At 67.1% G+C, this 24,442-nt stretch carries 24 protein-coding genes; 12 read left to right on the top strand and 12 right to left on the bottom strand.

The features are described from left to right. Positions 1 to 43: 43 nt before the first annotated feature. The 8 genes from AACH00_RS14880 (at position 44) to AACH00_RS14845 (ending at position 8,473) form a co-directional block, all read left to right on the top strand. Positions 44 to 889, top strand: a complete 846-nt coding sequence (locus AACH00_RS14880) for a dioxygenase family protein (RefSeq protein ID WP_341399951.1) — start codon at positions 44 to 46, stop codon at positions 887 to 889. A 40-nt stretch (positions 890 to 929) separates the two neighbouring features. Beyond that, positions 930 to 1,517 carry a GNAT family N-acetyltransferase gene (locus tag AACH00_RS14875; RefSeq protein WP_341399950.1) on the top strand — a complete coding sequence of 196 codons (588 nt, stop codon included), beginning with the start codon at positions 930 to 932 and terminating at the stop codon, positions 1,515 to 1,517. A 200-nt stretch (positions 1,518 to 1,717) separates the two neighbouring features. Then, a complete protein-coding gene (locus tag AACH00_RS14870) occupies positions 1,718 to 3,322 on the top strand; it encodes an ABC transporter substrate-binding protein (protein ID WP_341399949.1) in 1,605 nt (534 codons plus the stop codon). Positions 3,323 to 3,422: 100 nt separating this feature from the next. Then, the gene (locus AACH00_RS14865) at positions 3,423 to 4,571 is read left to right on the top strand and encodes a branched-chain amino acid ABC transporter substrate-binding protein (RefSeq protein WP_341399948.1); all 1,149 of its coding nucleotides are present in this window, start codon (positions 3,423 to 3,425) and stop codon (positions 4,569 to 4,571) included. Positions 4,572 to 4,589: 18 nt separating this feature from the next. Next, a complete protein-coding gene (locus tag AACH00_RS14860; RefSeq protein WP_341399947.1) occupies positions 4,590 to 5,600 on the top strand; it encodes an ABC transporter permease subunit in 1,011 nt (336 codons plus the stop codon). Beyond that, on the top strand, positions 5,593 to 6,462 hold the full coding sequence (locus AACH00_RS14855) for an ABC transporter permease subunit (RefSeq protein WP_341399946.1): 870 nt from the start codon (positions 5,593 to 5,595) through the stop codon (positions 6,460 to 6,462). Before AACH00_RS14860 ends, AACH00_RS14855 begins: the two co-directional genes overlap by 8 nt. Before the next feature lie 2 nt (positions 6,463 to 6,464). After that, positions 6,465 to 7,460, top strand: coding sequence for an ABC transporter ATP-binding protein (locus AACH00_RS14850; protein ID WP_341399945.1), 996 nt, complete (start codon positions 6,465 to 6,467; stop codon positions 7,458 to 7,460). Continuing rightward, on the top strand, positions 7,457 to 8,473 hold the full coding sequence (locus tag AACH00_RS14845; RefSeq protein WP_341399944.1) for a dipeptide ABC transporter ATP-binding protein: 1,017 nt from the start codon (positions 7,457 to 7,459) through the stop codon (positions 8,471 to 8,473). The genes AACH00_RS14850 and AACH00_RS14845 overlap by 4 nt, the downstream gene beginning before the upstream one ends. Before the next feature lie 18 nt (positions 8,474 to 8,491). On the opposite strand, the gene AACH00_RS14840 is transcribed toward AACH00_RS14845, so the two are convergent. Further along, positions 8,492 to 8,887 (bottom strand): translation initiation factor Sui1, encoded by a 396-nt coding sequence (locus tag AACH00_RS14840; RefSeq protein WP_341399943.1) that lies wholly within the window; start codon positions 8,885 to 8,887, stop codon positions 8,492 to 8,494. A 38-nt stretch (positions 8,888 to 8,925) separates the two neighbouring features. Between AACH00_RS14840 and AACH00_RS14835 the strand changes: the two genes are divergently transcribed. The 4 genes from AACH00_RS14835 to AACH00_RS14820 all read left to right on the top strand — a co-directional run bounded on the left by AACH00_RS14835 (position 8,926) and on the right by AACH00_RS14820 (position 13,931). After that, complete coding sequence (locus tag AACH00_RS14835; RefSeq protein ID WP_341399942.1) at positions 8,926 to 9,273, top strand: hypothetical protein; 348 nt, start codon at positions 8,926 to 8,928, stop codon at positions 9,271 to 9,273. Between the two features lie 30 nt (positions 9,274 to 9,303). After that, positions 9,304 to 10,467, top strand: coding sequence for a 5'-methylthioadenosine/S-adenosylhomocysteine nucleosidase (locus AACH00_RS14830; RefSeq protein ID WP_341399941.1), 1,164 nt, complete (start codon positions 9,304 to 9,306; stop codon positions 10,465 to 10,467). Between the two features lie 74 nt (positions 10,468 to 10,541). After that, positions 10,542 to 11,594: a purine-nucleoside phosphorylase gene (locus AACH00_RS14825; protein ID WP_341399940.1), complete on the top strand. Its 1,053-nt coding sequence runs from the start codon at positions 10,542 to 10,544 to the stop codon at positions 11,592 to 11,594. Positions 11,595 to 11,678: 84 nt separating this feature from the next. Continuing rightward, a complete protein-coding gene (locus tag AACH00_RS14820; protein WP_341399939.1) occupies positions 11,679 to 13,931 on the top strand; it encodes a TonB-dependent receptor in 2,253 nt (750 codons plus the stop codon). Positions 13,932 to 13,990: 59 nt separating this feature from the next. Here AACH00_RS14820 and AACH00_RS14815 read toward each other — a convergent pair whose 3' ends face one another. The 11 genes from AACH00_RS14815 to AACH00_RS14765 form a co-directional block, all read right to left on the bottom strand. Further along, entirely contained in the window at positions 13,991 to 15,058 is a 1,068-nt protein-coding gene (locus tag AACH00_RS14815) for an adenosine deaminase (protein ID WP_341399938.1), read from the bottom strand. Then, a complete protein-coding gene (locus AACH00_RS14810) occupies positions 15,058 to 16,044 on the bottom strand; it encodes a Rieske 2Fe-2S domain-containing protein (RefSeq protein ID WP_341399937.1) in 987 nt (328 codons plus the stop codon). Before AACH00_RS14810 ends, AACH00_RS14815 begins: the two co-directional genes overlap by 1 nt. A 66-nt stretch (positions 16,045 to 16,110) precedes the next feature. After that, complete coding sequence (locus AACH00_RS14805; RefSeq protein WP_341399936.1) at positions 16,111 to 16,806, bottom strand: hypothetical protein; 696 nt, start codon at positions 16,804 to 16,806, stop codon at positions 16,111 to 16,113. 112 nt (positions 16,807 to 16,918) lie between these two features. Then, positions 16,919 to 17,761, bottom strand: a complete 843-nt coding sequence (locus AACH00_RS14800) for a TIGR02594 family protein (protein WP_341399935.1) — start codon at positions 17,759 to 17,761, stop codon at positions 16,919 to 16,921. After that, complete coding sequence (locus tag AACH00_RS14795; RefSeq protein ID WP_341399934.1) at positions 17,761 to 18,171, bottom strand: low affinity iron permease family protein; 411 nt, start codon at positions 18,169 to 18,171, stop codon at positions 17,761 to 17,763. Before AACH00_RS14795 ends, AACH00_RS14800 begins: the two co-directional genes overlap by 1 nt. 119 nt (positions 18,172 to 18,290) lie before the next feature. Continuing rightward, complete coding sequence (locus AACH00_RS14790; protein ID WP_341399933.1) at positions 18,291 to 18,767, bottom strand: NUDIX hydrolase; 477 nt, start codon at positions 18,765 to 18,767, stop codon at positions 18,291 to 18,293. 151 nt (positions 18,768 to 18,918) lie between these two features. Beyond that, on the bottom strand, positions 18,919 to 19,368 hold the full coding sequence (locus tag AACH00_RS14785) for a hypothetical protein (protein ID WP_341399932.1): 450 nt from the start codon (positions 19,366 to 19,368) through the stop codon (positions 18,919 to 18,921). Positions 19,369 to 19,601: 233 nt separating this feature from the next. Beyond that, positions 19,602 to 20,771: a BMP family ABC transporter substrate-binding protein gene (locus AACH00_RS14780; RefSeq protein WP_341399931.1), complete on the bottom strand. Its 1,170-nt coding sequence runs from the start codon at positions 20,769 to 20,771 to the stop codon at positions 19,602 to 19,604. A gap of 102 nt (positions 20,772 to 20,873) precedes the next feature. Continuing rightward, on the bottom strand, positions 20,874 to 21,794 hold the full coding sequence (locus AACH00_RS14775) for an ABC transporter permease (protein ID WP_341399930.1): 921 nt from the start codon (positions 21,792 to 21,794) through the stop codon (positions 20,874 to 20,876). After that, positions 21,794 to 22,870 (bottom strand): ABC transporter permease, encoded by a 1,077-nt coding sequence (locus AACH00_RS14770; protein ID WP_341399929.1) that lies wholly within the window; start codon positions 22,868 to 22,870, stop codon positions 21,794 to 21,796. The genes AACH00_RS14775 and AACH00_RS14770 overlap by 1 nt, the downstream gene beginning before the upstream one ends. Next, the gene (locus AACH00_RS14765; RefSeq protein ID WP_341399928.1) at positions 22,857 to 24,419 is read right to left on the bottom strand and encodes an ABC transporter ATP-binding protein; all 1,563 of its coding nucleotides are present in this window, start codon (positions 24,417 to 24,419) and stop codon (positions 22,857 to 22,859) included. The genes AACH00_RS14770 and AACH00_RS14765 overlap by 14 nt, the downstream gene beginning before the upstream one ends. Positions 24,420 to 24,442 lie beyond the last annotated feature (23 nt).

Below are 24,442 nucleotides of genomic sequence, written 5' to 3'. Positions count from 1 at the left end.
CATCCGAACGCCGCCGCCCTGCCCCGCTGCTGAAATACAGGTCATGAACACGCACCACACCGCTTTTCCACCGCTCTATGTCTCTCACGGCTCGCCCATGACGGCGCTGGAGCCGGGGGCAGCGGGCGCCTTCTGGCAACGCCTCGGCCCGGCCCTGCAGGCCCGCTTCGGCACGCCCAAGGCCATCCTGGCCGTCTCGGCCCACTCGCTCACCCGTGAGCCAGTGCTGCTGGGCGCCGCCCGCCACGAAGCCGTGTATGACTTCGGCGGCTTCCCGGACGCGCTCTACCAGCTGCGCTACGACGTGGACGGCGCCCCGGCGCTGGCCCAGCGCGTGGCCGGCCTGCTGCGCGACGCCGGCCTGCCCATCCACCTGAGCCCCGAAGGCGGCCTGGACCACGGCATCTGGACGCCGCTGCGCTCGATGTTCCCGGGCGCCAACGTGCCCGTGCTGCCTCTGGCCTGGCCGCCGGGCTGGGCGCCTGAGCGCCTGCAGGCGCTGGGCGCGGCCCTGGCGCCGCTGGCGGCTGAAGGCGTGCTGATTCTGGGCTCGGGCTCGATCACCCACAACCTGCGGCTGTTTGCCGCGGGCCGGGGCGAGATCGACCAGCCCGAATACCCGGAAAGCGCCGCCTTCCGCCAGTGGTTCCAGCAACACACCGAGGCGGGCGACCATGCCCAGCTCGCCACCTGGCGCACCCAGGCCCCGCACGCCGTGCACATGCACCCGACCGACGAGCACCTGCTGCCCTTCTTCGTGGCGGCCGGCGCCGGCGGGTTGAGCCACCCGGGCCTGCGCCTGCATGAGAGCGTGACCTACGGCCACCTCGGCATGGATGCGTATGCCTTCGGCCCTGGTGCTGCCGAGCTGCAGGCGGCATTGGCCTGACAGGCCCTGCGGCACCGGGCGGTTTTGGTAGGCTCAGCGCATGGACCTGAGCCCCGCCCGCAAGACCCTGCACACCCCGCACCTGCTGCTGCAGGCCGGCCATGACGGCCTCGCGGGCGCGCTGCTTGATTTCCAGCAACGCAACCAGGCGCACTTCGCCCGCTGGGACCCGCCCACCCCGCCCGGCTTCTACACGGAAGCCGTGCAGGCTGAGCGCCTGCGCACCGCGCTGAAAGCCTTTGGCGAAGGCCAGGGCTTTCGCTGGTGGATCAGCCCGGTGGAGGCCCCCGACCAGATCATCGGCACGGTGAACTTCAGTCAGGTCGCGCGAGGTGCCTTCCACAGCGCGGTGCTGGGCTACGCCATCGACCGCGACTGGCAGGGCCGGGGCCTGATGCACGAGGCCCTCGTGGCCGCCCTCGCTGAGGCCTTCAGCCCGCGCGTCAACCTGCACCGCGTTCAGGCCGCCTTCCGGCCGGAAAACCTGCGCAGCGGCGCCTTGCTGCAACGCCTGGGCTTTCGCCCCATCGGCCTCTCGCCTGACTACCTCTTCATCGACGGCGCCTGGCGTGACCACCAGCTCTGCGCGCTGCTGAACCCGGCGTTCCACACGCCGTCAGGCTGGTAAGCACCCCGGGCAAAACCCGCACGTCAGCACCGCCGCAACCCCGGCGGCACCGTTCTTGCTGAGCACTTTGGATGACCGCGCACCTGCTGGAAACCCGAGGTCGCCCTGCACCGGGACAGGGCGTTTTCGGACGTACGATGCGCGGCATTGCCGCACCCTGGCACCCGAACTCGACGGCACAACTGTCCTGGAGGAACCCGATGACTGCATCCTGGCCCAAAGCCACTCACCGCTCTGCACTGGCCCTGGCCGCCCTCGCCCTGTGCGCAGGCGCTGCCGGCGCAAAGACCCTCGTGTATTGCTCCGAGGGCTCACCCGAGAACTTCACCCCGGCCCTCAACACCACAGGCACCAGCTTCGATGCCGCCCGCCCGGTGTATGACCGCCTGACGCACTTCACCCGCGGCAGCACCCAGGTCGAACCCGGCCTGGCCGAGAGCTGGAGCATGTCGCCTGACGGCAAGGTCTACACCTTAAAGCTGCGCAAGGGCGTGAAGTTCCACACCATCAAAGACTTCACCCCGACGCGCGACTTCAACGCCGACGACGTGGTGTTCAGCTTCGAGCGCCAGTGGAAGGCCGATCACCCCTACGCCAAGGTCTCGGGCGGCAAGTACGACTATTTCGCCGACATGGGCCTGAAGGACGACCTCGAAGCCGTCGAGAAGGTCGACCCCTACACCGTGCGCATCGTGCTGAAGAAGCCGAACGTGACCATGCTGCCGAACCTGGCCATGGACTTCGCCGCCATCCACTCGGCTGAATACGCCGACGCACTGACCAAGGCCGGCAAGCAGGGCCAGTTCGACCAGGCCCCGGTGGGCACCGGCCCGTTCAGCTTTGTCACCTACCAGAAGGACGCCGTCATCCGCTACAAGGCCAACAAGGCCTACTGGGGTGAAAAGGCGATGGTGGATGACCTGGTCTTCGCCATCACGCCGGACGCCACCGCGCGTTACGCCAAGCTCAAGGCCGGCGAATGCCACCTGACCGGCTACCCGCGCCCGGCCGATCTGCCCGAGATGCAGAAGGACAAGTCGCTGCGCGTGACCAGCCTGCCCGGCCTGAACATCGCCTACTGGGCCTTCAACACCCAGAAGGCCCCGATGGACAAGAAGGAAGTCCGCCAGGCCTTCACCATGGCCATCGACAAGGCGGCCATCCTGAAGGACGTGTACCTGGGCGCCGGCACCGCCGCCAAGAACCTGATTCCGCCGACCCTGTGGGGCTACAACGACAAGGTCGCCGAGTGGCCGCATGACCCGGAAAAGGCCAAGGCCCTGCTGGTCAAGGCCGGCGTGAAGACGCCGATCGAGGTGGACCTCTGGTACATGCCGGTGCAGCGTCCGTACAACCCGAATGCCAAGCGCATCGCCGAGATGATGCAGGCCGACCTGGCCAAGATCGGCGTCACCGCCAAGCTGGTCACCTTCGAGTGGGGCGAGTACCGCAAGCGCCTGCAGCAAGGTGAACACCAGACCGGCATGCTGGGCTGGAACGGCGACAACGGCGACCCCGACAACTTCTTCTTCCTGCACGGCTGCGACGCGGCCCGTGCCGGTGGCCAGAACCTCTCGAAGTGGTGCAACAAGCCCTATGACGAGAAGCTCGAGAAGGCCCGCACGCTCACCGACAACAAGGCCCGCGCCAAGTTGTACGAGGAGATGCAGCTGATCGAACGTGACGAAGCGCCGGACTTCAAGATCGCCCACTCGGTGGTTTACGAAGTGATGCGCCAGGAAGTCACCGGCTACAAGCAAAGCCCCTTCAACTCGCACCAGTTCAACGGCGTGTCCTTGAAGTGATCGCGAGCGGCCGGCCCACCCGGGCTGGCCGGTGCCCGCCGCTGCGGCTTGCTGCCGCCGGCGGCGCTGTTCCTTTTCTCCACCTCACCTGCAGTTCCCCATGATCCACCCTTTGCGCTCTCTGGTGCGCTGCTGCCTGCTTGGCGGCGTTGCGCTGTTGTCTGCCTGCCAGCCGTCGGTGCCTGAAGTCATCAAGATCGGTGTGGCGCAGCCGCTGTCCGGTCCGCTGAAGGCGCTGGGGCAGGACATGCTGGACGGCGCGCAGATGGCGGTCAACGACATCAATCGCGAGGGCCTGCGGATCGACGGCAAGACGGTCAAGTTCGAGATCGTGGCGGAAGACGACAAGGCCGATGCCGAAGCCGGCAAGGCCGCGGCCCAGAAGCTGTTGGATGCCGGCGTGGTGGCGGTCATCGGCCACCTGAACTCGGGCGTCAGCATGGCGGCCGCACCGATCTACGCCAGCAAGATGATTCCGCAGCTGGCCATCTCCACCAAGCCCGAATACACCCGCCTGGGCCTGCCCACCACCTTCCGCCTGGTGGCCAGCGATGCGCTGCAATCGAAGGCCGTGGGCTCGTTCGCCGCGCAGCTGCCGGGCGAGCAGGTGTATGCCGTGGTCGACGACAACACGCCTTACGGCAAGGGCCTGGCTGAATCGGCTGCCGAGCAGCTCAAGGCCAAGGGCCGCAGCGTGAAGCTGCGCGCTTCGCTCGATGACAAGACCACCCAGTTCGCCAAGCTCGTGGCCGACATGAAGGCCGCGCAGGCCACCGTGCTCGTCACCACGCTGGCTGACTTCCAGGTGATTGCCCTGACCGACCAGCTGCTGGCCGCCGGTGTGCACAACCTCAGCATCGTGGGTGGCGACACCATCAAGACCGAAGGCCTGCTGAAGATCAACCCGGCCATCGGCCAGATCTACGCCACTTCGCCCATCGTGGCGGCCAGCGAATTCAACGGCGGCAAGAACTTCCTCGGCGCTTTCCGCACCGCCCACAAGCATGAGCCGATCTACGCGGCCCACTATGCCTACGACGCGGTCTATGTGCTGGCTGCGGCAGTGCGCCAGGCCCGCAGCGTGGAAGGTGCCAAGCTGGTGACGGCGCTCAAGTCGGTTGACCCGCTGGCGCCGGTGACGAGCAGCATGCGCTTTGCCGACGACGGCGAGCAGCGCTACGGCGTGGTCAGCGTCTACCAGGTCACCAAGGGTGAATGGTTCCTGCTCAACCGCAGCGACGTCTGGTAATCACACGGACCACTTGCCATGTTCCTGTTCCTGTTGCGCCGGCTGGCGCTGACCATTCCCACCTTCATCGCCCTGATGTTCGTCACCTTCGTGGCGATCCGCATGGTGCCGGGCGACCCGGTGGAGGTGCGCGTCGGTGAGCGCGGCATTTCGCCCGAACGGCTGGCGCAGTTCCGCCACGAGCTGGGCCTGGACCAGCCTGTGTGGAAGCAGTTCCTCGACTACGCGGGCCAGCTGGTGCAGGGCGATTTCGGCACCTCGCTGGCCACCAACCAGAAGGTGCTGACCGAGTTCGCGACGCTCTTCCCGGCCACGCTGGAGCTGAGCTTCTTCGCGATGCTGTTTGCTGCCCTGGTGGGCCTCCCCGCAGGTGCGATTGCAGCCGCCCGGCGCGGCACGCTGTTCGACCAGACGCTGATGGGCCTGAGCGTGACCGGCTACTCCATGCCGATCTTCTGGTGGGGCCTGCTGCTCATCATGTTCGTCGGTGAGCGCTGGGGGCTGACGCCGGTGTCTGGCCGCATCGACCTGATCAATTTCTACTTCGAGCCGGTCACCGGTTTCATGGTGATCGACGCGTGGCTGAGTGAGCAGCCCGGCGCCGTGCTCGACGCGCTGCACCACCTGGTGCTGCCGGCCGTGGTGCTGGGCACCGTGCCGCTGGCGGTGATTGCCCGCATGACGCGCTCGGCGATGCTCGAAGTGCTGAGCGAAGACTATGTGCGCACCGCCCGCGCCAAGGGCCTGTCGACCTGGCGGGTGGTGGGCCTGCATGCGCTGCGCAACGCCATGATTCCGGTGGCCACCGTCATCGGCCTGCAGGTGGGCGCCCTGATGGCGGGCGCCGTGCTGACCGAAACCATCTTCTCCTGGCCGGGCATCGGCAAGTGGCTGATCGAATCCATCTCCCGCCGTGATTACCCCGCCCTGCAAGGCGGCGTGATGCTGGTGTCGCTGGTGGTGATGTTCGTGAACCTGCTGGTCGATGTCACCTACGGCCTGATCAACCCGCGGATCCGTCATGGGTGAAATGCATCCCCTGCGCGCCTTCTGGGCCGCCTTCAAGGAAAACAAGGGTGCCGTCGCAGGCTTGGCCCTGCTGGTGATCGTTGCCTTGCTGGCGATCTTCGCCGACGTGGTCGCGCCGTATTCGCCGAACGAGCAGTTCCGTGACGCCGTGCGTGCCGCGCCGGCCTGGGCCGAAGGTGGCTCCAGCCGCTTCCTGCTCGGCACCGACAGCCTGGGCCGCGACATGCTTTCGCGCCTGATCCACGGCGCCCGCATCTCGCTGTTCATCGGCACCGCCGTGATGAGCGTGTCGTTTGTCATCGGCGTGGCGCTGGGCCTGGCCTGTGCCTCGCTCGGCACCGCCGTTGACGTGGCCATCACCCGCGTGATGGATCTGATCATGGCCGTGCCCAGCCTGGTGCTGGCCATCCTGGTGGTGGCGGTGCTTGGCCCGAGCCTGGCCAACACCATCATCGCGGTGACCATCGTGTACCTGCCGCGTTACGTGCGGCTGCTGCGGGCCTCGGCCCTGACCGAGCTGCAGAAGGACTATGTGACGGCCGCGCGCGTGGCCGGTGTCGGCAAGTTCCGCCTGATGATGTTCACCGTGCTGCCGAACTGCCTGGCCCCGCTGATCGTGCAAGCCGCGCTAGGTGTGTCAGACGCCATTCTGGAAGCCGCCGCGCTGGGCTTCCTCGGCCTGGGCGCGCAGCCGCCCACCGCCGAGTGGGGCACGATGCTGGCCGACGCCCGCGAATTCATCCGCTCCGACCCCTGGCTGGTGACGATGCCCGGCCTGGCGATCCTGATCACCGTGGTGGCCATCAACCTGGCGGGTGACGGCCTGCGTGATGCCCTTGACCCGAAGATGCGGAGGTCCTGAGCATGAGCACGACTCCCTTGCTTGACATCGAAGGCCTGTGCGTGAGCTTCGCCACCCGGGGTGGCAGCTTCAAGGCCGTGGACGGCGTGAACCTGAAGGTCGCGCCGAATGAAGTGCTGGCCATCGTCGGCGAATCGGGCTCCGGCAAATCGGTGGCCATGCTGGCCATCATGGGCCTGCTGCCCTGGACGGCCACCATCACTGCCAAGCGCATGATGTTCGACGGCCAGGACCTGCTGACCATGCCGGCCAAGCAACGCCGCACGCTCATCGGCAAAGACGTGGCGATGGTGTTCCAGGAGCCGATGAGCTCACTGAACCCCTGCTTCACCGTGGGCTGGCAGATCAACGAGGCGCTGGCCGCCCACACCACGCTCGACCGCGCGCAGCGCAAGGCGCGCGTGGTCGAGTTGCTGGAGCTGGTCGGCATTCCAGACCCGGTGCGGCGCGTCTCGGCCTTCCCGCACCAGCTTTCCGGCGGCATGAGCCAGCGCGTGATGATCGCGATGGCGCTGGCCTGCAAGCCGCGCCTGCTGATTGCCGACGAGCCCACCACTGCGCTGGATGTGACCATCCAGGCGCAGATCATGGACCTGCTGCAGACGCTGCGCCGCGACACCGGCATGGCCCTGGTGCTCATCACCCATGACCTGGGTGTGGTGGCCGAATGCGCTGACCGCGTGGTGGTGCAATACGCCGGCCGCGCGGTGGAACAGCAAGCCGCGGCAACGCTGTTCAGTCAGCCGCATCACCCTTACACCGCCTCGCTGCTGTCGGCCCTGCCAGAGCGCGCCGTGGGCGGCCGCCTGACGGCCATCGACGGTCTGGTGCCCGGCCAGTTTGACCGCCCCGCCGGCTGCCTGTTTGCACCGCGCTGCCACCTGGCCACGGCCAGGTGCCACAACGAGGTGCCGGTGGCTGCCGGCCCCGCGCTGGGCGAGGCCCTGTGCCACACGCCGATCATCAACGCGGCCCCCTTGATGGAGATGCCGGCATGAGCGCCGTGGTGACCGACCCCAACACCCACCCGATCACGCCCGATGCCGGCGAGCCCGTGCTGCGGGCCGTGAACCTGCAGCGGCGCTACGCCGTGGCGCGCAGCCTGTTCAAGGCCGGCGCCACCGTGAAGGCGCTCGACGGCGTGTCGTTCAACGTGTCCGCCGGCCGCACGCTGGCGGTGGTGGGTGAATCCGGCTGTGGCAAGTCCACGCTGGCGCGCCTGCTCACGATGATCGAGACGCCCAGCGACGGCCAGTTGCTGATCGACGGCGTCGACGTGGCCACGGCCGATGAAGCCGCCCGCCGCACGCTGCGCCGGCAGATCCAGATCGTCTTCCAGAACCCGTATGGCTCGCTGAACCCGCGGCAGACCGTGGGCAAGGCCTTGATGGAGCCGCTGCTGGTGAATGGCATCGGCGCTGACCACGCGGAGCGCGAGGCCATGGCCCGCGCCATGCTGGCCCGCGTCGGCCTGCGGCCGGAGCACTTCGAGCGTTACCCGCACATGTTTTCGGGCGGGCAGCGCCAGCGCATCGCCATCGCACGGGCCTTGATGCTCAAGCCGCGCGTGCTGGTGCTCGACGAGCCGGTGTCAGCGCTGGATGTGTCGATCCGCGCACAGGTGCTGAACCTGCTGGCGGATCTGCAGGCCGAGCTGAACGTGGCCTATGTGTTCATCTCGCACGACCTCGGCGTGGTGCGCCATGTGGCCGACGACGTGATGGTGATGTACCTGGGCCGTTGCGTGGAACAGGGCCCGCGTGACGCGGTGTTCGACCAGCCGCGCCACCCCTACACGCAGGCGCTGCTCTCGGCCACGCCGACGGTGGACCCGGCCCTGCGCCGCCCGCGCATCCTGCTGAAGGGTGAGCTGCCCTCGCCCATCAACCGGCCGACCGGCTGCGCCTTCCGCACCCGTTGCCCGCAGGCCATGCCGGCATGTGCAGAGCAGTCGCCCGAGCTGGTGCAGCGCGGGCCGCAGGCGGTGGCCTGCATCGCGGTGACCAGCTGAACGACAGCGCCCGGCGCTTCAGCCGCCGGCGCGCTTGATCGTCCAGCCGCGACCGGCGAGTTTCTGCAGCAGCAGGGCGACGTGATCGCCTTGCACCTCGATCACGCCGTCTTTCACGGTACCGCCGCTGCCGCAGGCGGTTTTCAGCTCTTTGGCCAGGGCGGCCAGGGCGGCGTCGTCCAGCGGCAAGCCGCGCACCACGCTCACGGCCTTGCCGCCGCGGCCCTTGGTCTCGCGTGATACGCGCACCACGCCGTCACCGGCCGCGCGTGCGGCGGCGGCCTGCAGCGCCTTGCATTGGCAATCGGCAATCGGCGCCCGGCAATCGGGGCAGGTGCGGCCAATGTCGGTGGAATAAACCAGGCTTGAGAGGCCCGCCAGGCCGGACAAACCAGTGTTTCGTTGTGAGGGCATGTTCAAGTGTGCCGGGACTGCGGCTAAGCTTGCGGCCCATGATTGCCGCTCTCTGGATTGTCACTGCGATTGCCCTGCTGCTCTGGTCTGCCCTGGCAGCGGGTTTGTGGGCCCTGCTCAGCGTCGACCCCGCCTGGGTGGCCGAACTGCACACCCGCATGGCCGACACCAGGCTGGGCGATTTGCTGGACGTGTGGCTGGGCGGCTGGGACGAGTGGCTGGCCTGGGCGATCGAGCTGTCGCAGGGGCTGCTGCGCAGCCTGCAGGGCTGGCTGGTGTGGATCCTCGGCGCGGTGTGGGGCCTGGGCACGCTGGTGGTGCTGGGCATCACCGGCCTGCTGCACCTGGCCATCCGCGAGAGCCAGCCCAAGCCTTTGTCATCATGATCGGGCATCGGCCTTGCTAGCCTTGGCCGCATGCAATCTGATTCCACCTCCCATTCACGGCGCCGCCCCTCGCGCGCCCCGGCCCCGTCGCGCTGGCCGGGTTATGTGACGGCCGCCTTGATCGCTGCCAGTGCGGTGCTGGTGCTGGCTGCCGCCCCTGCGGAAGCGGGCAGCGCCGCAAAGGCCAACACCAACACTGCCGCCACGACCGTCAACAAGCGCTGCCTCAGCGAATGCACGCCCCGCATCGGCATCGTCTCGGCCTTCGGCGCCGAGGCCGACCTGCTGCTGGCCCGGCTGAAGCAGCGCAAGGACTGGCGCATTCAAGGCAAGCTCGTCAGCACCGGCGTGCTGGAAGGCCACCGCGTGGCGGTGACGCTCTCCGGCGTGAGCATGGTGAACGCCACGCTGGCCACGCAGCAGCTGCTTGACCACTTCCACATCCGCCGCCTCGTGATGAGCGGCATTGCCGGTGGCGTGAACCCCGCGCACCACGTGGGCGACGTGACCGTGCCCGATCGCTGGGCCATGCCGATGGAGGTGTACTGGAGCCACGACAACCAGCTGCCCGCGCCCTGCGGCAAGCCGGGCGACGGCAGCTGCCTGGGCCTGCACTTCGCCAAGCCCGACGGCCGCGACGTGCCCGCCTTCAGCCTGAAGGGCGACGCCGGCAGCAGCGTGCCCACGGGCCTGTTCATGCGTGAGAACCATGTGCTGAACGCCGCCAATGCACCGGCCGGTGAATTCCGCTTCGACTACCCGGTGGACGCCGCCATGCTGGCCACCGCCCGCACCCTGCAGCCCACCTTGCAGCGCTGCGGCCCGAAGGCCCGCCAGACGGACGGCACGCTGGACGAGCGCCAGTGCGTGCGCCAGACGCCCAAGCTGCATGTGGGCGGCCGCGGCGTTTCGGCCACGGTGTTTCTGGCCAATCCGCAGTACCGCCAGTACCTGTTCGAGCACCTGCAGGCGCAGACCTTCGAGATGGAAACCGCGGCGCTCGCCCATGTGGCCTATGCCAACCAGGTGCCCTACATCGCCTTCCGCAGCTTGAGCGACCTGGCCGGCGCCGAAGCCTTTGATGCCGACGTGGGCGCGCTGTTCACCAGCGGCCTGGCCGAGCACAACGAAGCCGAGGTATGCCTGAGCTTTCTGCGCGCCTGGCGCGACACGGCCACGGCGGTGCGGCGCTGATGCGGTGCCGACACGTAGCCGAGCCAAGCCCATCAGCCCGTTGCGCCCTGCCCCCACCTTCCTCCATCTCGTTCATGCCCAACCCAACAACCCCCACCACCCACCGCACCGCCCTGGCCCTGGCCACCTGCCTGCTGGCCGCTGGCACTGCCCATGCGGCCACTGAAGCGCCCCGCCCTGTCAAGGTGCTGATCGTCAGCATGTTCGGCCCCGAAGCCGAACCGTGGATCAAGCCCTTCGCGCTGAACGAAAACATCACCGTGCCCGGCCTGTCGCCCGACTACCCGGCCCTGCGCTGCAACACCGACGACGTGTGCCTGCTGACCACCGGCATGGGCCACGCCAATGCGGCGGCCAGCACGCTGGCCACGCTGCTGGATGCGCGCTTCGACTTCCGCCAGAGCTATGTGCTGATCGCCGGCATTGCCGGCATCGACCCCCAACGCGGCACGCTGGGCAGCGCCACCTGGGCCCGCTGGCTGGTGGACAGCGGCATTGCCCACGAGCTGGACGCCCGCGAAATGCCCGCCGGCTGGCGCACCGGCTACTACGGCATCCTCACCAAAGGCCCGGGTGAAAAGCCCAAGCTGGAATACCGCACCGAAGTGGCTCGGGTGGACGAAGCCCTGCTGCAGAAGGCACTGGCCGTCACGCGCGGCGTCAGCCTGAACGACAGCCCCGAAGCCAAGGCCTACCGCGCCCGCTACAAGGAAGCCGCTGCCCGCGCTGCGCCCAGCGTGACGCAGTGCGACACCCTCGGCGGCGACACCTGGTGGCACGGCCACAAGCTGGGCCAGCACGCCCGCGACTGGACCCGCCTGATGACCGACAACCAGGGCACCTACTGCACCACCCAGCAAGAAGACAACGCCACGCGCAATGCGCTGGAGCGTGCCGCCGCGGCCGGCAAGGCCGACCTGAAGCGCCTGGCCGTGCTGCGCACCGCGTCGAACTTCGACCGACCGTATCCGGGGCAGACGGCGCATGCGTCATTGACGGCTTCCACCACCGGCGCCACCGGCGGCTTCATGCCCGCCACGCAGAACCTCGCGCTCGTTGGTGGTGCACTGGTGCGTGACATCGTTGCCAACTGGGGGCAGTGGCGCAACGGCGTGCCCGCTCCCTGAGCATGAAACGCACCGCAGCGCGGCGATAGCCGGGCATGCGGGTTGCACTGTCAGTGCATTCATTCACTGACAGGGAAGACCCACATGTCTCGACCACTTCGCCGCGCCCAGCGCGACCTCGCTCACCCCATCGTCCGCGCTCTGCCACTCGCCGTGGCACTGGCCTGGGTGCCGGCACTCAGCCAGGCCCAGGAAGCAGCACCGGCTGAAGCCGGCAAGCTCAGCACCGTGACGGTGACCGCCGAGCGCCGCACTGAAAACATCAAGGACGTGCCCATCAGCGTGTCCAGCCTGAAGGGCGAAGCACTGGACGTGCTGAACGCCAGCGGCGAAGACCTGCGCATGCTGGCCGGCCGCGTGCCGAGCCTGAACATCGAATCGTCGTTCGGCCGCGCCTTTCCGCGCTTCTACATCCGCGGCTACGGCAACACCGACTTCCACCTGAACGCCTCGCAGCCCGTCTCGCTCATCCTCGACGACGTGGTGCAGGAGAACCCCGTCCTCAAGGGCTTCCCGATCTTCGACACGGCCGCCGTGGAAGTGCTGGCCGGCCCGCAAGGCACGCTGTTCGGCCGCAACACGCCGGCAGGCCTGGTGAAGTTTGAATCGGTGAAGCCGGGCAAGACCTTCGGCGGCTACGCCAGCGTCAGCGCCGGCACCTACGGCACCATCAACCTGGAAGGCGCCGTCAACCTGCCGATCAACACCGACTGGCAAGCCCGCGTGTCGGCCCAGGCCCAGCACCGCGACAACTGGGTGACCAATGCATCACCCGCCGGCCTGCAGACCAAGTTCCTTGAAGGCTATGACGACAACGCCGTGCGCGCCCAGCTGCTGTATGGCGCCGGCACCGCCTTCAGCGCGCTGTTCAATGTGCATGCCCGTGACCTGGACGGCAGCGCCCGCCTGTTCCGCGCCAACATCCTGAAAGCCGGCACGAACGACTTCATCGACGGCTTCGACCCGAAGGTGGTGCAGTTCGATGGCAAGAACGAACAGCAGATCCGCACCAAGGGCGCCAACGCGCACCTGACCTGGAAGTTCGACGGCGTGACGCTGCACAGCATCACCGGTCTGGAAACCGTGCGCTCCTTCAGCCGCGGTGACGTGGACGGCGGTTACGGCGCGGCCTTCCTGCCCACCGGCGGCGGCCCGGGCCTGATCCCCTTCCCGTCTGAAACCGCTGACGGCATGAGCGGCCACAGCCAGTGGACGCAAGAGCTGCGCGCGGAGTCGGCCATCACCGGCCCGCTGAGCTGGCAAGCCGGCGTCTACCTGTTCCGCGAGAAGTACACCATCGACAGCAGCAGCTATGACTCGCTCGGTGGTGGTGCCCTGACCGGCGTGACCCACACCCACCAGCGCAACAACGCCTGGGCCGTGTTCGGCTCGGTGAACTACGCGCTGCGCCCGGACCTGACCCTGCGCGGCGGCCTGCGCTACACCCACGACGCCAAGCGCCTGAGTACCGACCCCGATGCCTCGCTCAACACCACCAACGGCTTGAGCGCCGACACCAGCGACGGCAAGGTGACCGGCGACGTGGCCGCCACCTGGAAGCTCGACAAGGACGTGAACCTGTATGCCCGCGTGGCCACCGGTGTGCGCGGCTCCAGCATCCAGCCGGCCTCGGCCTTCGGCCCGCAATCGAGCGCCGGCCCGGAAACCAGCACCTCGTACGAAGTGGGCGTGAAGGCCGATCTGTTCGAGCGCCGCGCGCGCATGACGGCCAACCTCTTCCACTACGACGTGAAGAACCAGCAGCTGTCGGCCGTGGGTGGCAACAGCAACGTCACCACCCTGGTCAGCGCCAAGAAGGCCAGCGGTGAAGGCGCCGAGTTCACGCTCGAGGCCTACCTGACGCCCAACCTGTTGCTGGGCCTGAACGGCAGCCTGAACTTCACGAAGATCAAGGACCCCGACCTGACTGTCTTCGGCTGCGCGCAGTGCACCGTGACCGACCCGGCCGGCACCACCGCAGGCACCTTCCACATCGACGGCAACAGCCTGCCGCAGGCGCCGCGCCAGGTGGCCAACGTGAACCTGCGCTACGGCATGCCCACGGCCGACGGCGAGCTGTACGTCTACACGGACTGGACCTACCGCAGCAAGATCAACTTCTTCCTGTATGACTCGGTGGAATTCACCGGCAAGTCGCTCACCACGGGCGGCCTGCGCGTCGGCTACATCTGGGGCAATGGCAAGTACGAAGTGGCTGCCTATGGCCGCAACATCACCAACCAGGTTCGTGCCACGGGTGGCATCGACTTCAACAATCTGACCGCCTTCATCAACGAACCGCGCATGTGGGGCGCGCAGTTCAAGGCGACGTTCTGAGGTTGAAACGGCGGGCGGCCTTCACAGGCAGCCCGCCGCATTTTGCTGGTTGAACCCGCTCAGGCCGTGATGGCCTGCGCAAAGGCCTGGTCGAGCGATGCCGTCCAGGCCTTTTTCATGGCGTCATCCACGAAGCTGGCTTCGAAGCTGTTGGCGGCCAGGGTGTAGGCCTCGGCAGCGCCCAGTTGCGGCAGTGCATTGAAGGTGGCCAGGAAGTTGGCGTTCATGTAGCCGCCGAAGTAGGCCGGGTCGTCGGAGTTGACCGTGGCGCACAGGCCGGCAGCCAACAGCGCGGGCAGCTGGTGCTCGGCCATGTCGCCGTACACGCACAGCTTCACGTTCGACAGCGGGCACACGGTGAGCGGCATGCGGCTGGCGGCCAGGCGATGCATCAGCTCGGCGCTTTCAATGCTGCGCACGCCGTGGTCAATGCGTTGCACGTGCAGCACGTCGAGCGCGCTTTCGATGTAGGCCGGCGGGCCTTCTTCGCCGGCATGGGCCACCAGCTTCAGGCCCAGCTCGCGGCACTTGGCAAACACGCGGGCGAACTTCTCGGGCGGGTGGCCGCGCTCGGAGCTGTCCAGACCCACGCCGATGAAGTGTTCACGGAAGGGCAAGGCGGCTTCGAGGGTGTCAAAGGCTTCGGCTTCGCTCAGGTGGCGCAGGAAGCACAGGATGAGCGCGCTGCTCACGCCCAGCTTGGCTTGTGCATCGGCACAGGCCCGTGCAAGGCCGTGGATGACGGTGGCCATCGGCACGTTGCGCGCGGTGTGGGTTTGCGGATCGAAGAACAGCTCGGCGTGCACCACGTTGTCGGCCTTGGCGCGCTCGAAGTAGGCCCAGGCCATGTCGTAGAAATCCTGCTCGTGCAGCAGCACGCTGGCGCCCGCGTAGTAGATGTCGAGGAAGCTCTGCAGGTCAGTGAAGGCGTAGGCCGCGCGCAGCGCCTCGACACTGGCGTAGGGCAGCGCCACGCCATTGCGCTGGGCCAGCGCGAAGATCAACTCAGGCTCCAGCGAGCCTTCGATGTGGATGTGCAGCTCGGCCTTGGGCATGGCGCACAGCAGGGCCGGCAGCGCGGCGCGCGGAATGCGGCTGAAATCAGGGGTGTGGGCAGAGGTGGTCATCAGCAGGTTCCGAATTGAAGAGAGATCAGGCGCAGGTAACGCCGGTAGGCGGCCGAGCTGCGGTCGGCCGACGAGTGCACTTCGCGTGCCACGGTGTCTGTCAAAGGCAGGCGGCGGGGTTGTTGAGACTCCAGCACCGGCTGGTCTTGCGTGAAGATGGTGTGCTGGAAGGCCCGCAGCTCGTCGTCAGCCGCCGCACCGGGCGGCACGGCGAGGCGGAACCACACGCGCGAGCGCTCTTCATCGACCGGGCAGATGAACAAGGCGATGGACTCGCGCCAGTCTTGCTGGCCCTGCGGCTGCTTCGAAAGCACCGCCGCACCGGGCGCAGGCACTGCGTAGTCATAAGCCACCCAGGCGCCGCCGCTGGCCGCGACATTGCTTTGCGGCTGCCAGGCCTGGCAGCCCGTGGCGTGCACGCCGTGCTGGGCGCTCACCTGCACGTCATAGGCGGGCACCTCGGTGTGCTGCGCATCCCCCAGCCAGCCTTCGTGCACGAAGCTGAAGTGGGCCATGTCGAGGAAGTTCTCGATGATGCGCGGCGCGCTGGTGGCCACGTCATAGGCCACGGTGTTGAGCTTGTGCAGGCGGTGGTCAGCCTCGGCCGGAAAGGCCGGCAGGTGCGGCTCACCACCATCGGGCCGCAGCCACAGCAGGCCGTGGGCAGGCGTGAGCGCCACCGTGTTCAGGCCATGCGTGGCCGGGGGCACAAAGCCGGGCACGGCCGGCACCTGGGTGCAGCGGCCGTCCGCCGCAAAACGCCAGCCGTGGTACGGGCACTGCAGCTCACCCTGGCACACGCGGCCGAGCGACAGGCGCGTGCCGCGGTGCGGGCAGCGGTCAGGTGCTGCGTGCGGGGTGCCGTGGGCATCTCGCCAGAGCACCCAGTCTTCGCTCAGCAGGCGCACGGCCAGAGGCTGCTCACGCAGGTCTTCCACGGCAGCCACGGGGTGGCTGAAAGAGGCGGCAACGGCGCAGGCAGGCATGGCCGTATTTTGCCTGCTGCGGGGCGCAAGGCTGTGTTGTGGCGCCTGTGTTGCGGTGCGGGCGGTTTACTTCGACCAGCCCCGGCATTTGTCAGTGGCCAGGGCGATGGGGATGGTGAAGATCGCGATCAACGAGCCCCCCGCGGCCATGCAGCCCGGCTTGACGGCCTGGGCGACACCCGCCTCCAGCTTTTCGCGCTCGGTGACGGGCGCATCGCCCGCGTAGGCGCCGCTGGCCTCGGCCATCTGCTGGAAGCGGCTCTTGCTGGCCTGGTTGGCGGCGCGGATCACGCTGGCATCTAGCCGCAGTGCTGGCGCGCTGGCGGATGAGGCGGCCGGCATGGCGGCGGCTGTGGTGATGGGGGCGGTGTTGGCACCGGGCGTTTGAGGCCCATCGGGCACGGGGGCTGCGGTGATGGCTTGCGGTGCTGTGGGCGTGGTGCTGCTTGCACGCTTTGGTTTGGCGCTGGCAGGTGCGGCCGCGGCTGTTGGCGGTGCCGGCGCGGGCTTGTTGTCAGCGTCAGCTGGCGAAGTAGGCGCCACAGGCAAAGCCGCTGCCAATTGCAGCCACACCATCACGGCGGGTTCTGCTTCACCCACCAGCACCACCTGCGTCAGCGTGCCCAGCCAGAACGGCGACAGCAGCAGCAAGGTCACCAACACAGCAGCAAGACGCGCCAGCCAGCGGGTGGTGTGGGTGCTGGCGTTTGCAGCGGGCCAGGCAGGGCGAGGTGCGGCAGCCACCTGTGGCATCAAAGGCATGGGCAAATGCGCACGGTGCGCCGAAGCGGAGACTGTGCGTGGAGCCCCCAAGGCCGATGAAGGTTCCCACCGACAGCGCCCAGCAAGGGCATCACCTTAGGGGCAAGGCGCTTCAGGCGCTGCTTGAGGGCCAGCGGTGGCCCAGCACGGTACTCAGCGGGTAGGCCCACTCGCGCACGGTGCCTTGCTGGTTGCCGCCCAGCAGCCAGACGTGTTCATCGTCATGGCGCACATAAAAGCCCACATGGCCTTGCCAGCTGTTCGGGTCTTCACGCCACAGCACCGTGATGCAGCCGGGCCGTGGCGCCTCCAGCGGCTCACCCCAGGCCAGCCATGAACGGGCCAGCGCACTGGCCGTGCCCTGCACGCCGGCCTGGCCCAGACACCAGTGCACGAAGGTGGAGCACCAGTTGCACTTGTCGTCATAGCCGTGGATGGAGGTGCCGTGGTGGTACGCGGTGATGCGCGGGTTGCAGCTGCCCGGCCCGTGGGGCACCACCCCCAGCTCAGCCCGCGCCGCATGCAGCCAGGGCGTGTGGCGATCAGCCGGGTGCAGCACGCCGTCGTTGGTGGGCACATCACCCAGCTCGAACGGGTTCACGCCCTCCAGGCAGCCCACGTTGTAGCCATATTGCTGCGGGTTGGAGCGGCGCTGGTGGTGGGTGTAGATGCCGCACACGCCGCAGAAAAAGTGACGCGCCGTGTGGGTGTTGAAGCGGTACTCACGCAGCACGTCAGCGCCCTGCTCCACCGTGATGCCGTCAAGCGGCACCGAGGCCACGATGGCCCCACGGCGGCGGCACATCGAGCAATCGCAGCGCCGCGCATCCTGAATGCCCTCAGGCAAGCTCAAGCGCAGCACCACCGCGCCGCAATGGCAGCTCAGGCGGTGGCTGGGATGAATGGGCGTGGCGCCCACCAGGCGCACTGAACGTGGCGCATGTACGTTGCTCATCAAGCCTCCGGTGAATCGGTGTCGATCCGGCCCAGAACCAACTCTGAGCGGGCAGCAGCCGCCAGGGCGGCGTAGCGGGCGCGGAAAGCGTCCAGTGCGTCCTGCTCCATCTCTTCCAGGTCCATCAGCGCGTTGTGCGCGCCGTGGGTGGCGCGAATGAGCTCATCGAGCTTCACCTGAATGGCTTCGGTGTCGCGGTTCTGGGTGTTCTGGATCAGGAACACCATCAGGAACGTGACGATGGTGGTGCCGGTGTTGATGACCAGCTGCCAGGTATCACTGAAGTGGAACAACGGGCCGGTGATGAGCCACAACGCGATGACCGCCACCGCCAAGGTGAAGGCCGGTGGGCGACCGCACAACTGCGCCGTGACCTTGGCGAAGCGGGAGTAGGCATTGGAGGGGCGCATGGGGTGGCCACGCGCGCGGGCGGCGGGGCTGGGGTGGTGGGCAGGATGTGAGTGTGCACCGGGAGTGCAGCAGCTGACTGACCCGCCGGAGCTCACCCGTGGGGTGGCGCGCTGCAACTTCACCCCTCGCGCTGCACCACATGCCGGAAATGGGGCAACGGCTGCAGCAGCGAGGTGCGCAGGAACGATGGGCGCACGTCCAGGTTGGCGAGGCTGGCGTCGAGCGGAAACCACTTGAACTCAAGCGCGCGGGCTCCCTCCACACCGGCGTGGGTGCGGGCAGTGTCGAGCATGGGCGAATCCTCAAGGAAGCTGGCCTGGAAGTAGAAGCCAATCTCGTGATGCGGCTGGCCGCGCGCGGTGAAGAAGTTCTCTACGACGTAGGTGAGCGGCCCGCACACCACCTCTTGCCCAAGCTCCTCGCGCATCTCGCGCACCACCGTGGTGGCGGCGTCTTCGCCGGGCTCAACACGACCGCCCGGCAAAGACCAGAAGTCATCGCCTTCGAGGCGGTGCAGCAGCACGGCGCCTTGGGAGATAAAGATGGCTGCGGCCCGGACTTGGAAGAAGTGGGTGCCGAGTTGGGTAGCGATCATGGGTCAGCGATGGGTGATGGGTGCGAGGGCTCTACCTGGCCAGCTGGATCAATCAGCTCACGCTGCGACTTCGACGAACCAAGCGACAGCGAATCGCCCGGGCAACCGATCTGAGCGCCAAACTCCTCTATGGCATATGCATGCGACTGAATCACCACCACTTGCTCGGCATGAACAAGCCAATGATGTACAGGCCCCAAAAGGCGTACTTGGTGCGTGTATTGAACAGTTCATATACCCGCTCATTGTCTCGACGGTCGTAATGGTCAAGTATGTGCGCTACCAAGTTGGCAACACCAACCAGAATGGCGACGACCAGAACCCACGCGCCAGGGCCTTGAATGTGGGAACCACCCCCGCGTTTCGCTGGAATGTAGACCTGCCCAGCGTACACGCCATAGGCCGCGTCCGCGATGCCAAAAACAATGAAGACGAGGTACCCAATTCGTTCATTTAGAGGAACTTCATTCGGCGCGAATGGTTTTGGCGGATCCTGGTATACAGGCACCCAGGAGCTGCCGGCACCGAAGTCCGCTTTGCAACTCGGACAAAGCTTCGCTTTTTCAGCCAGCTGAAAATCACAATTCGGGCAGACAAACATCTCAGGCGCCAGATAGAAATTTGATGAGTCGGAAAATAGTCGCCATGCCCGCGAGGCTTGAAACTTTGGCGTTGAGGCGCGGCATTTGACTCAAACAACACGTTGCGGTCAACGTCCAGCTCAAACTGGGTCGCACATATCCCCCGCACACCCGAGCAATAAAAAAAGCCACCGCGCCCTTACGGCCGGTGGCTTTTTCGCATATCAGCCTATTCAGCTGATATCAGCACCCATCACTTGTCGCCAGGCACCTTGCCTTCAACGCCCTTGACGTAGAACTTCACGCCGCCCAGGAAGGCGTCGTCAGCAACCACGTCCTTGGCCAGCACTTCCTTGCCGGCGTTGTCGACGATCGGGCCCTTCCAGATGGAGAAGCTGCCGTCCTTCAGGCCGGCCTTGATGGCTTCAACCTTGGCCTTGGTTTCTGCGGGCACGTCGTCGGCCATCGAAACCAGGTCGATGGCGCCTTCCTTCACGCCCCACCAGCTTTGGCCGGTGGCCCACTTGCCTTCCAGGGCGTCCTTGGTGGCCTTGATGTAGTACGGGCCCCAGTTGATGACGGCGGAAGCCAGGTGGGCCTTCGGGCCGTAGGCGGTCATGTCGCTGTCCCAGCCGAAGGCGCGCTTGCCCTTTTCCTGGGCGGTCTTCAGCACGGCCGGCGAGTCGGTGTTCTGCATCAGCACGTCAGCGCCGCCGTTGATCAGGGCGGTAGCGGCTTCGGTTTCCTTGGGCGGGTTGAACCATTCGTTGACCCAGACCACCTTGGTCTTGATCTTCGGGTTCACGCTTTGCGCGCCCAGGGTGAAGCTGTTGATGTTGCGGATGACTTCAGGAATTGGGATCGAGCCGACCACGCCCAGCGTGTTGGACTTGGTCATTGCGCCTGCGATCACGCCAGCCATGTAGGCACCTTCGTAGGTGCGGCTGTCGTAGGTGCGCATGTTCTCGGCCGTCTTGTAGCCGGTGGCATGTTCGAACTTGATGTCCTTGGAGTCAGCGGCCACCTTCAGCATCGGCTCCATGTAGCCGAACGTGGTGCCGAAGATCAGCTTGTTGCCCTGGCCGATCATGTCGCGGAACACGCGCTCGGCGTCAGCGGCTTCAGGCACCTTCTCCACGAAGGTGGTGACGATCTTGTCGCCGAATTCCTTTTCCAGCGCCTTGCGGGCGTTGTCGTGCGCGAAGGTCCAGCCGCCGTCGCCCACCGGGCCGACGTAGGCAAAAGCGATCTTCAGCGGCTCGGTCTTGGCCACGGCAGCAGATGCGGGCTCGGAGGCAGCGGCCGGGGCGGCAGCAGCTTCTTCCTTCTTGCCGCAGCCCACCAGGGCGGCGGTGGCGGCCAGGGTGGTCCAGCCGGCCAGTTTCAGCAGGCGACGTTTTTGGAACAGCGATTTGTCGTTCATGAGCTCTCCGGTGGGTAAAAAGGGGGAAGGTCAGTCATTGAGGCGGGGCACCCCAGCGCGCACGATTATGGTGCGAACACGGCACCCCTGGGGAGACGGGAATCAACTGCCGGGGAAGAAGGGCTTGCCCAACGACGCCGGCATATTGACGCGGATCCAGGTGGGGTTGCGTGAAATCAGCACCAGCACCACGATGGTGGCCACGTACGGCAACATCGTCAGCCACTGGCTTGCAATTTCCACGCCCTCACCTTGCAGGTGGAACTGGAGCATCGTCACGCCCCCGAACAGGTAAGCACCCAGCAATACACGTGCCGGGCGCCAGGTGGCAAACGTGGTGAGCGCCAAGGCGATCCAGCCCTTGCCGGCCACCATGCCCTCCACCCACAGCGGCGTGTACACCACAGACAGGTAGGCGCCCGCCACGCCGCACAGCGCGCCGCCCGCCACCACGGCAGCCAGGCGAATGCGCCGCACCGGGTAGCCCAGCGCATGGGCCGATTCGGGCGATTCGCCCACCGCGCGCAGCACCAGGCCCGCACGTGAGCGGTACAGGAACCAGGCCAGCGCCAGCGCCATCAGCATCGCGCCGTAAACCAGCGGGTGCTGCTTGAACAGCGCCGGGCCGACGAGCGGAATGTCCGCCAGGCCGGGGATCTCGAACTTCATGCGGTCGCCCAGGCGCTCTTGCGTGTAGCGAATACCGACGAAGGCCGAGAAGCCGGTGCCGAACAAGCTCAGCGCCAGGCCGGTGGCGTACTGGTTGGTGTTCAGCCAGATCACCAGCACGCCGAACACGGCAGCCAGCGCGGCGCCAGCGGCAGCGCCCGCGGCAAAGGCCAGCACGTCGCTGCCCGTGCCCACGGCGGTGGCAAAGCCGGCGATCGCGGCCACCAGCATCAGGCCCTCGGCACCGAGGTTGATGATGCCGGCGCGTTCGTTGATGAGCAGCCCCAGGCCCGCAATGGCCAGCACGGTGCCGGCGTTCAGGGTGGCTGCCAGCAGCAAGGCAAGTTGGTCCATCAGCGGGCTCCCTTCGCGCTGCCCGAGCTCAGGCGGATTCGGTAGTGGATGAGGGTGTCGCAGGCCAGCAGCGCAAACAGCAGCAGGCCCTGGAACACGCCGGTCAAGGCCTTGGGCAGGCCGAGGCGCGATTGCGCCAGTTCACCGCCGATGTAGAACATGCTCATCAGCACCGCCGAGAACACGATGCCCACAGGATGCAGGCGGCCCACGAACGCCACGATGATGGCCGCGAAGCCATAGCCCACCGGCACATACGGCGTGAGCTGGCCCAGCGGACCGGCAGCTTCCAGCGCACCAGCCAGGCCGGCCATGCCACCCGACACCAGCAGCGCCGTCCACAGCGAAGCGCGCGACGAGAAGCCCGCATAGCGCGCAGCCGCCGGGGCCAGCCCGCCCACCTGCAGTGCAAAGCCCTTGTAGGTGCGGAACATGAAGGCCCACAGGCCCGCCACACCCAGCAGCGCCACGAACACGCCGGCATTCATGCGCAGGCCATCAATCAGGCGCGGAATCTTCGTCACCGCATCGAACGTGATGGTCTGCGGAAAGTTGTAGCCCTTCGGGTCTTTCCAGGGGCCGTAAACCAGATAGCCCAGCAACTGATCAGCCACGTAAACCATCATCAGGCTGACCAGAATTTCGCTGGCACTGAAGCGGTCTCGCAGCAGCGCCACGATGCCCGCCCACACCATGCCGCCCAGCACACCGGCCACCAGCACGGCCAGCACAATCCAGCGGCCGGTGCCCGGCCCGGCCTGCATGGCCACCCAGCCTGCCGCCAGCGCGCCGACCACGAACTGGCCTTCGGCCCCGATGTTCCACACGTTCGAGCGGAAGCACACCGCCAGGCCCAGCGCAATCAGCACCAGCGGCACGGCCTTCACGCTCAGCTCAGACAGCGCGTAGGCGTTCTTCACCGGCTCATAGAAGAACACCTGCAGGCCCTTGACGGGGTCTTTGCCCAGCGCCACGAACAGCACCACGCCAATCAGCACGGTGATCAACAAGGCCAGCAGCGGCGAGGCGATGGACATCACCTGCGAGGGCTGCGGACGGGTTTCAAGCTTCAGCACGCGGGGCTCCCTCGGTGACAGCATTCGGGGTCGGCACGGAGGTGGCCGGCGTTTCCCACAGGCCCGACATCCACGCGCCGATCTTCTCGACGGTGGCCTCGGCCGTGGGCAGGCTCGGCGAGAGCCGGCCCTGGGCAATCACGAGCAGGCGGTCGCTCAGCTCGAACAGCTCATCCAGCTCTTCGCTGACCACCAGCACCGCGCAGCCCGCGTCGCGCAGCTTCAGCAGCTCGCCACGGATTTGCGCCGCAGCGCCCACGTCCACACCCCAGGTGGGCTGGGAAATGATGAGCAGCTTCGGTTTGGCGTCGATCTCGCGGCCGACGATGAACTTCTGCAGATTGCCGCCCGACAGGCTGCGCGCAGCCGCATCCGGCCCGCCCGCCTTGACCTTGAAGCGGTCAATCAGATCAGCCGCCAGCGCACGCGTGCCGGCCAGGTTCAGCCAGCCGCCCGCGCCCACATTGCCGGTACGGGTGAGCAAGGTGTTCTGCGCCAGTGACAAGGTGGGCACGGCACCGCGGCCCAGGCGTTCTTCAGGCACGAAGTGCAGGCCCAGGGCGCGGCGCTTGCGCGGGCTGGCCTGGGCGATGTCAGAGCCGAACAGCGTGACGCTGCCGGCCTTGGCGCGCGGGTCTTCGCCCGACAGCGCCGCCATCAGCTCTTGCTGACCGTTGCCCGACACACCAGCCACGCCAACAATCTCACCGGCGCGCACCTGCAGGCTCATGCCCTTCAGCGTCACGCCGAACGGGTCTTGCTGGGGCAGATCAAGCTGCTTCACGTCCAGCACCACGGCACCGGTGGTGGCGGCGCGCTGCGCCAGGGCCGGCGGCTCGGCGCCGATCATCAGGCGAGACAGGCTCGCGTTGCTTTCCTTGGACGGATCCACCTCGCCCGTCACCTTGCCGCCGCGCAACACGGTGCAGTGGTGGCACAGCGCCCGGATCTCGTCGAGCTTGTGGCTGATGTAGAGGATGGCGCAGCCTTCGGCGCTGAGCTGGCGCAGCGTGACAAACAGCTTGTCGACGGCCTGCGGCGTGAGCACCGAGGTGGGCTCATCCAGGATGAGCAGCTGCGGCTTGGTCAGCAGCGCGCGAACAATTTCCACCCGCTGGCGCTCACCCACGCTCAGCGTGTGCACCGGGCGGAGCGGGTCCACCGGCAGGCCGTAGCCTTCGGCCACTTCGGTGATGCGGCGCGTCACCTCGGCCAGCGGCAATGATTTGTCCAGGCCCAGCCACACGTTCTCAGCGGCGGTGAGCGTGTCGAACAGCGAGAAGTGCTGGTAGACCATGCTGATGCCCAGCTGGCGCGCCTGCGCCGGGCTGGCCACCTGCACCCGTTCGCCGTTCCAGAGCATCTCGCCGGCGTCAGGCTTGGTGGCGCCGTAGATGATCTTCATCAGCGTGGATTTGCCGGCGCCGTTTTCGCCCAGCACGGCATGGATCTGCCCCGGCGCCACGGTGAGGTTCACGGCGTCGTTGGCGCGCACGGCCGGGTACTGCTTGGTGATGCCGGTCAGGGCCAGGCGAGGCGGTGCGGTCATGGCGTGTGGGCGGGTTGGTGTTC

Source organism: Ideonella margarita (assembly GCF_038066635.1).
Lineage (GTDB): Bacteria > Pseudomonadota > Gammaproteobacteria > Burkholderiales > Burkholderiaceae_C > Ideonella > Ideonella margarita.
Note: the sequence above shows the minus strand (reverse complement) of the source record. Positions and strands in the feature narration are given on the sequence as shown.

Excerpts from the sequence above, each read along its gene's own strand:
- AACH00_RS14880 (WP_341399951.1), top strand. The coding sequence starts at position 44 with ATGAACACGCACCACACCGCTTTTCCACCGCTCTATGTCTCTCACGGC.
- AACH00_RS14875 (WP_341399950.1), top strand. The coding sequence starts at position 930 with ATGGACCTGAGCCCCGCCCGCAAGACCCTGCACACCCCGCACCTGCTG.
- AACH00_RS14870 (WP_341399949.1), top strand. The coding sequence starts at position 1,718 with ATGACTGCATCCTGGCCCAAAGCCACTCACCGCTCTGCACTGGCCCTG.
- AACH00_RS14865 (WP_341399948.1), top strand. The coding sequence starts at position 3,423 with ATGATCCACCCTTTGCGCTCTCTGGTGCGCTGCTGCCTGCTTGGCGGC.
- AACH00_RS14860 (WP_341399947.1), top strand. The coding sequence starts at position 4,590 with ATGTTCCTGTTCCTGTTGCGCCGGCTGGCGCTGACCATTCCCACCTTC.
- AACH00_RS14855 (WP_341399946.1), top strand. The coding sequence starts at position 5,593 with ATGGGTGAAATGCATCCCCTGCGCGCCTTCTGGGCCGCCTTCAAGGAA.
- AACH00_RS14850 (WP_341399945.1), top strand. The coding sequence starts at position 6,465 with ATGAGCACGACTCCCTTGCTTGACATCGAAGGCCTGTGCGTGAGCTTC.
- AACH00_RS14845 (WP_341399944.1), top strand. The coding sequence starts at position 7,457 with ATGAGCGCCGTGGTGACCGACCCCAACACCCACCCGATCACGCCCGAT.
- AACH00_RS14840 (WP_341399943.1), bottom strand. The coding sequence starts at position 8,887 with ATGCCCTCACAACGAAACACTGGTTTGTCCGGCCTGGCGGGCCTCTCA.
- AACH00_RS14835 (WP_341399942.1), top strand. The coding sequence starts at position 8,926 with ATGATTGCCGCTCTCTGGATTGTCACTGCGATTGCCCTGCTGCTCTGG.
- AACH00_RS14830 (WP_341399941.1), top strand. The coding sequence starts at position 9,304 with ATGCAATCTGATTCCACCTCCCATTCACGGCGCCGCCCCTCGCGCGCC.
- AACH00_RS14825 (WP_341399940.1), top strand. The coding sequence starts at position 10,542 with ATGCCCAACCCAACAACCCCCACCACCCACCGCACCGCCCTGGCCCTG.
- AACH00_RS14820 (WP_341399939.1), top strand. The coding sequence starts at position 11,679 with ATGTCTCGACCACTTCGCCGCGCCCAGCGCGACCTCGCTCACCCCATC.
- AACH00_RS14815 (WP_341399938.1), bottom strand. The coding sequence starts at position 15,058 with ATGACCACCTCTGCCCACACCCCTGATTTCAGCCGCATTCCGCGCGCC.
- AACH00_RS14810 (WP_341399937.1), bottom strand. The coding sequence starts at position 16,044 with ATGCCTGCCTGCGCCGTTGCCGCCTCTTTCAGCCACCCCGTGGCTGCC.
- AACH00_RS14805 (WP_341399936.1), bottom strand. The coding sequence starts at position 16,806 with ATGCCTTTGATGCCACAGGTGGCTGCCGCACCTCGCCCTGCCTGGCCC.
- AACH00_RS14800 (WP_341399935.1), bottom strand. The coding sequence starts at position 17,761 with ATGAGCAACGTACATGCGCCACGTTCAGTGCGCCTGGTGGGCGCCACG.
- AACH00_RS14795 (WP_341399934.1), bottom strand. The coding sequence starts at position 18,171 with ATGCGCCCCTCCAATGCCTACTCCCGCTTCGCCAAGGTCACGGCGCAG.
- AACH00_RS14790 (WP_341399933.1), bottom strand. The coding sequence starts at position 18,767 with ATGATCGCTACCCAACTCGGCACCCACTTCTTCCAAGTCCGGGCCGCA.
- AACH00_RS14785 (WP_341399932.1), bottom strand. The coding sequence starts at position 19,368 with ATGTTTGTCTGCCCGAATTGTGATTTTCAGCTGGCTGAAAAAGCGAAG.
- AACH00_RS14780 (WP_341399931.1), bottom strand. The coding sequence starts at position 20,771 with ATGAACGACAAATCGCTGTTCCAAAAACGTCGCCTGCTGAAACTGGCC.
- AACH00_RS14775 (WP_341399930.1), bottom strand. The coding sequence starts at position 21,794 with ATGGACCAACTTGCCTTGCTGCTGGCAGCCACCCTGAACGCCGGCACC.
- AACH00_RS14765 (WP_341399928.1), bottom strand. The coding sequence starts at position 24,419 with ATGACCGCACCGCCTCGCCTGGCCCTGACCGGCATCACCAAGCAGTAC.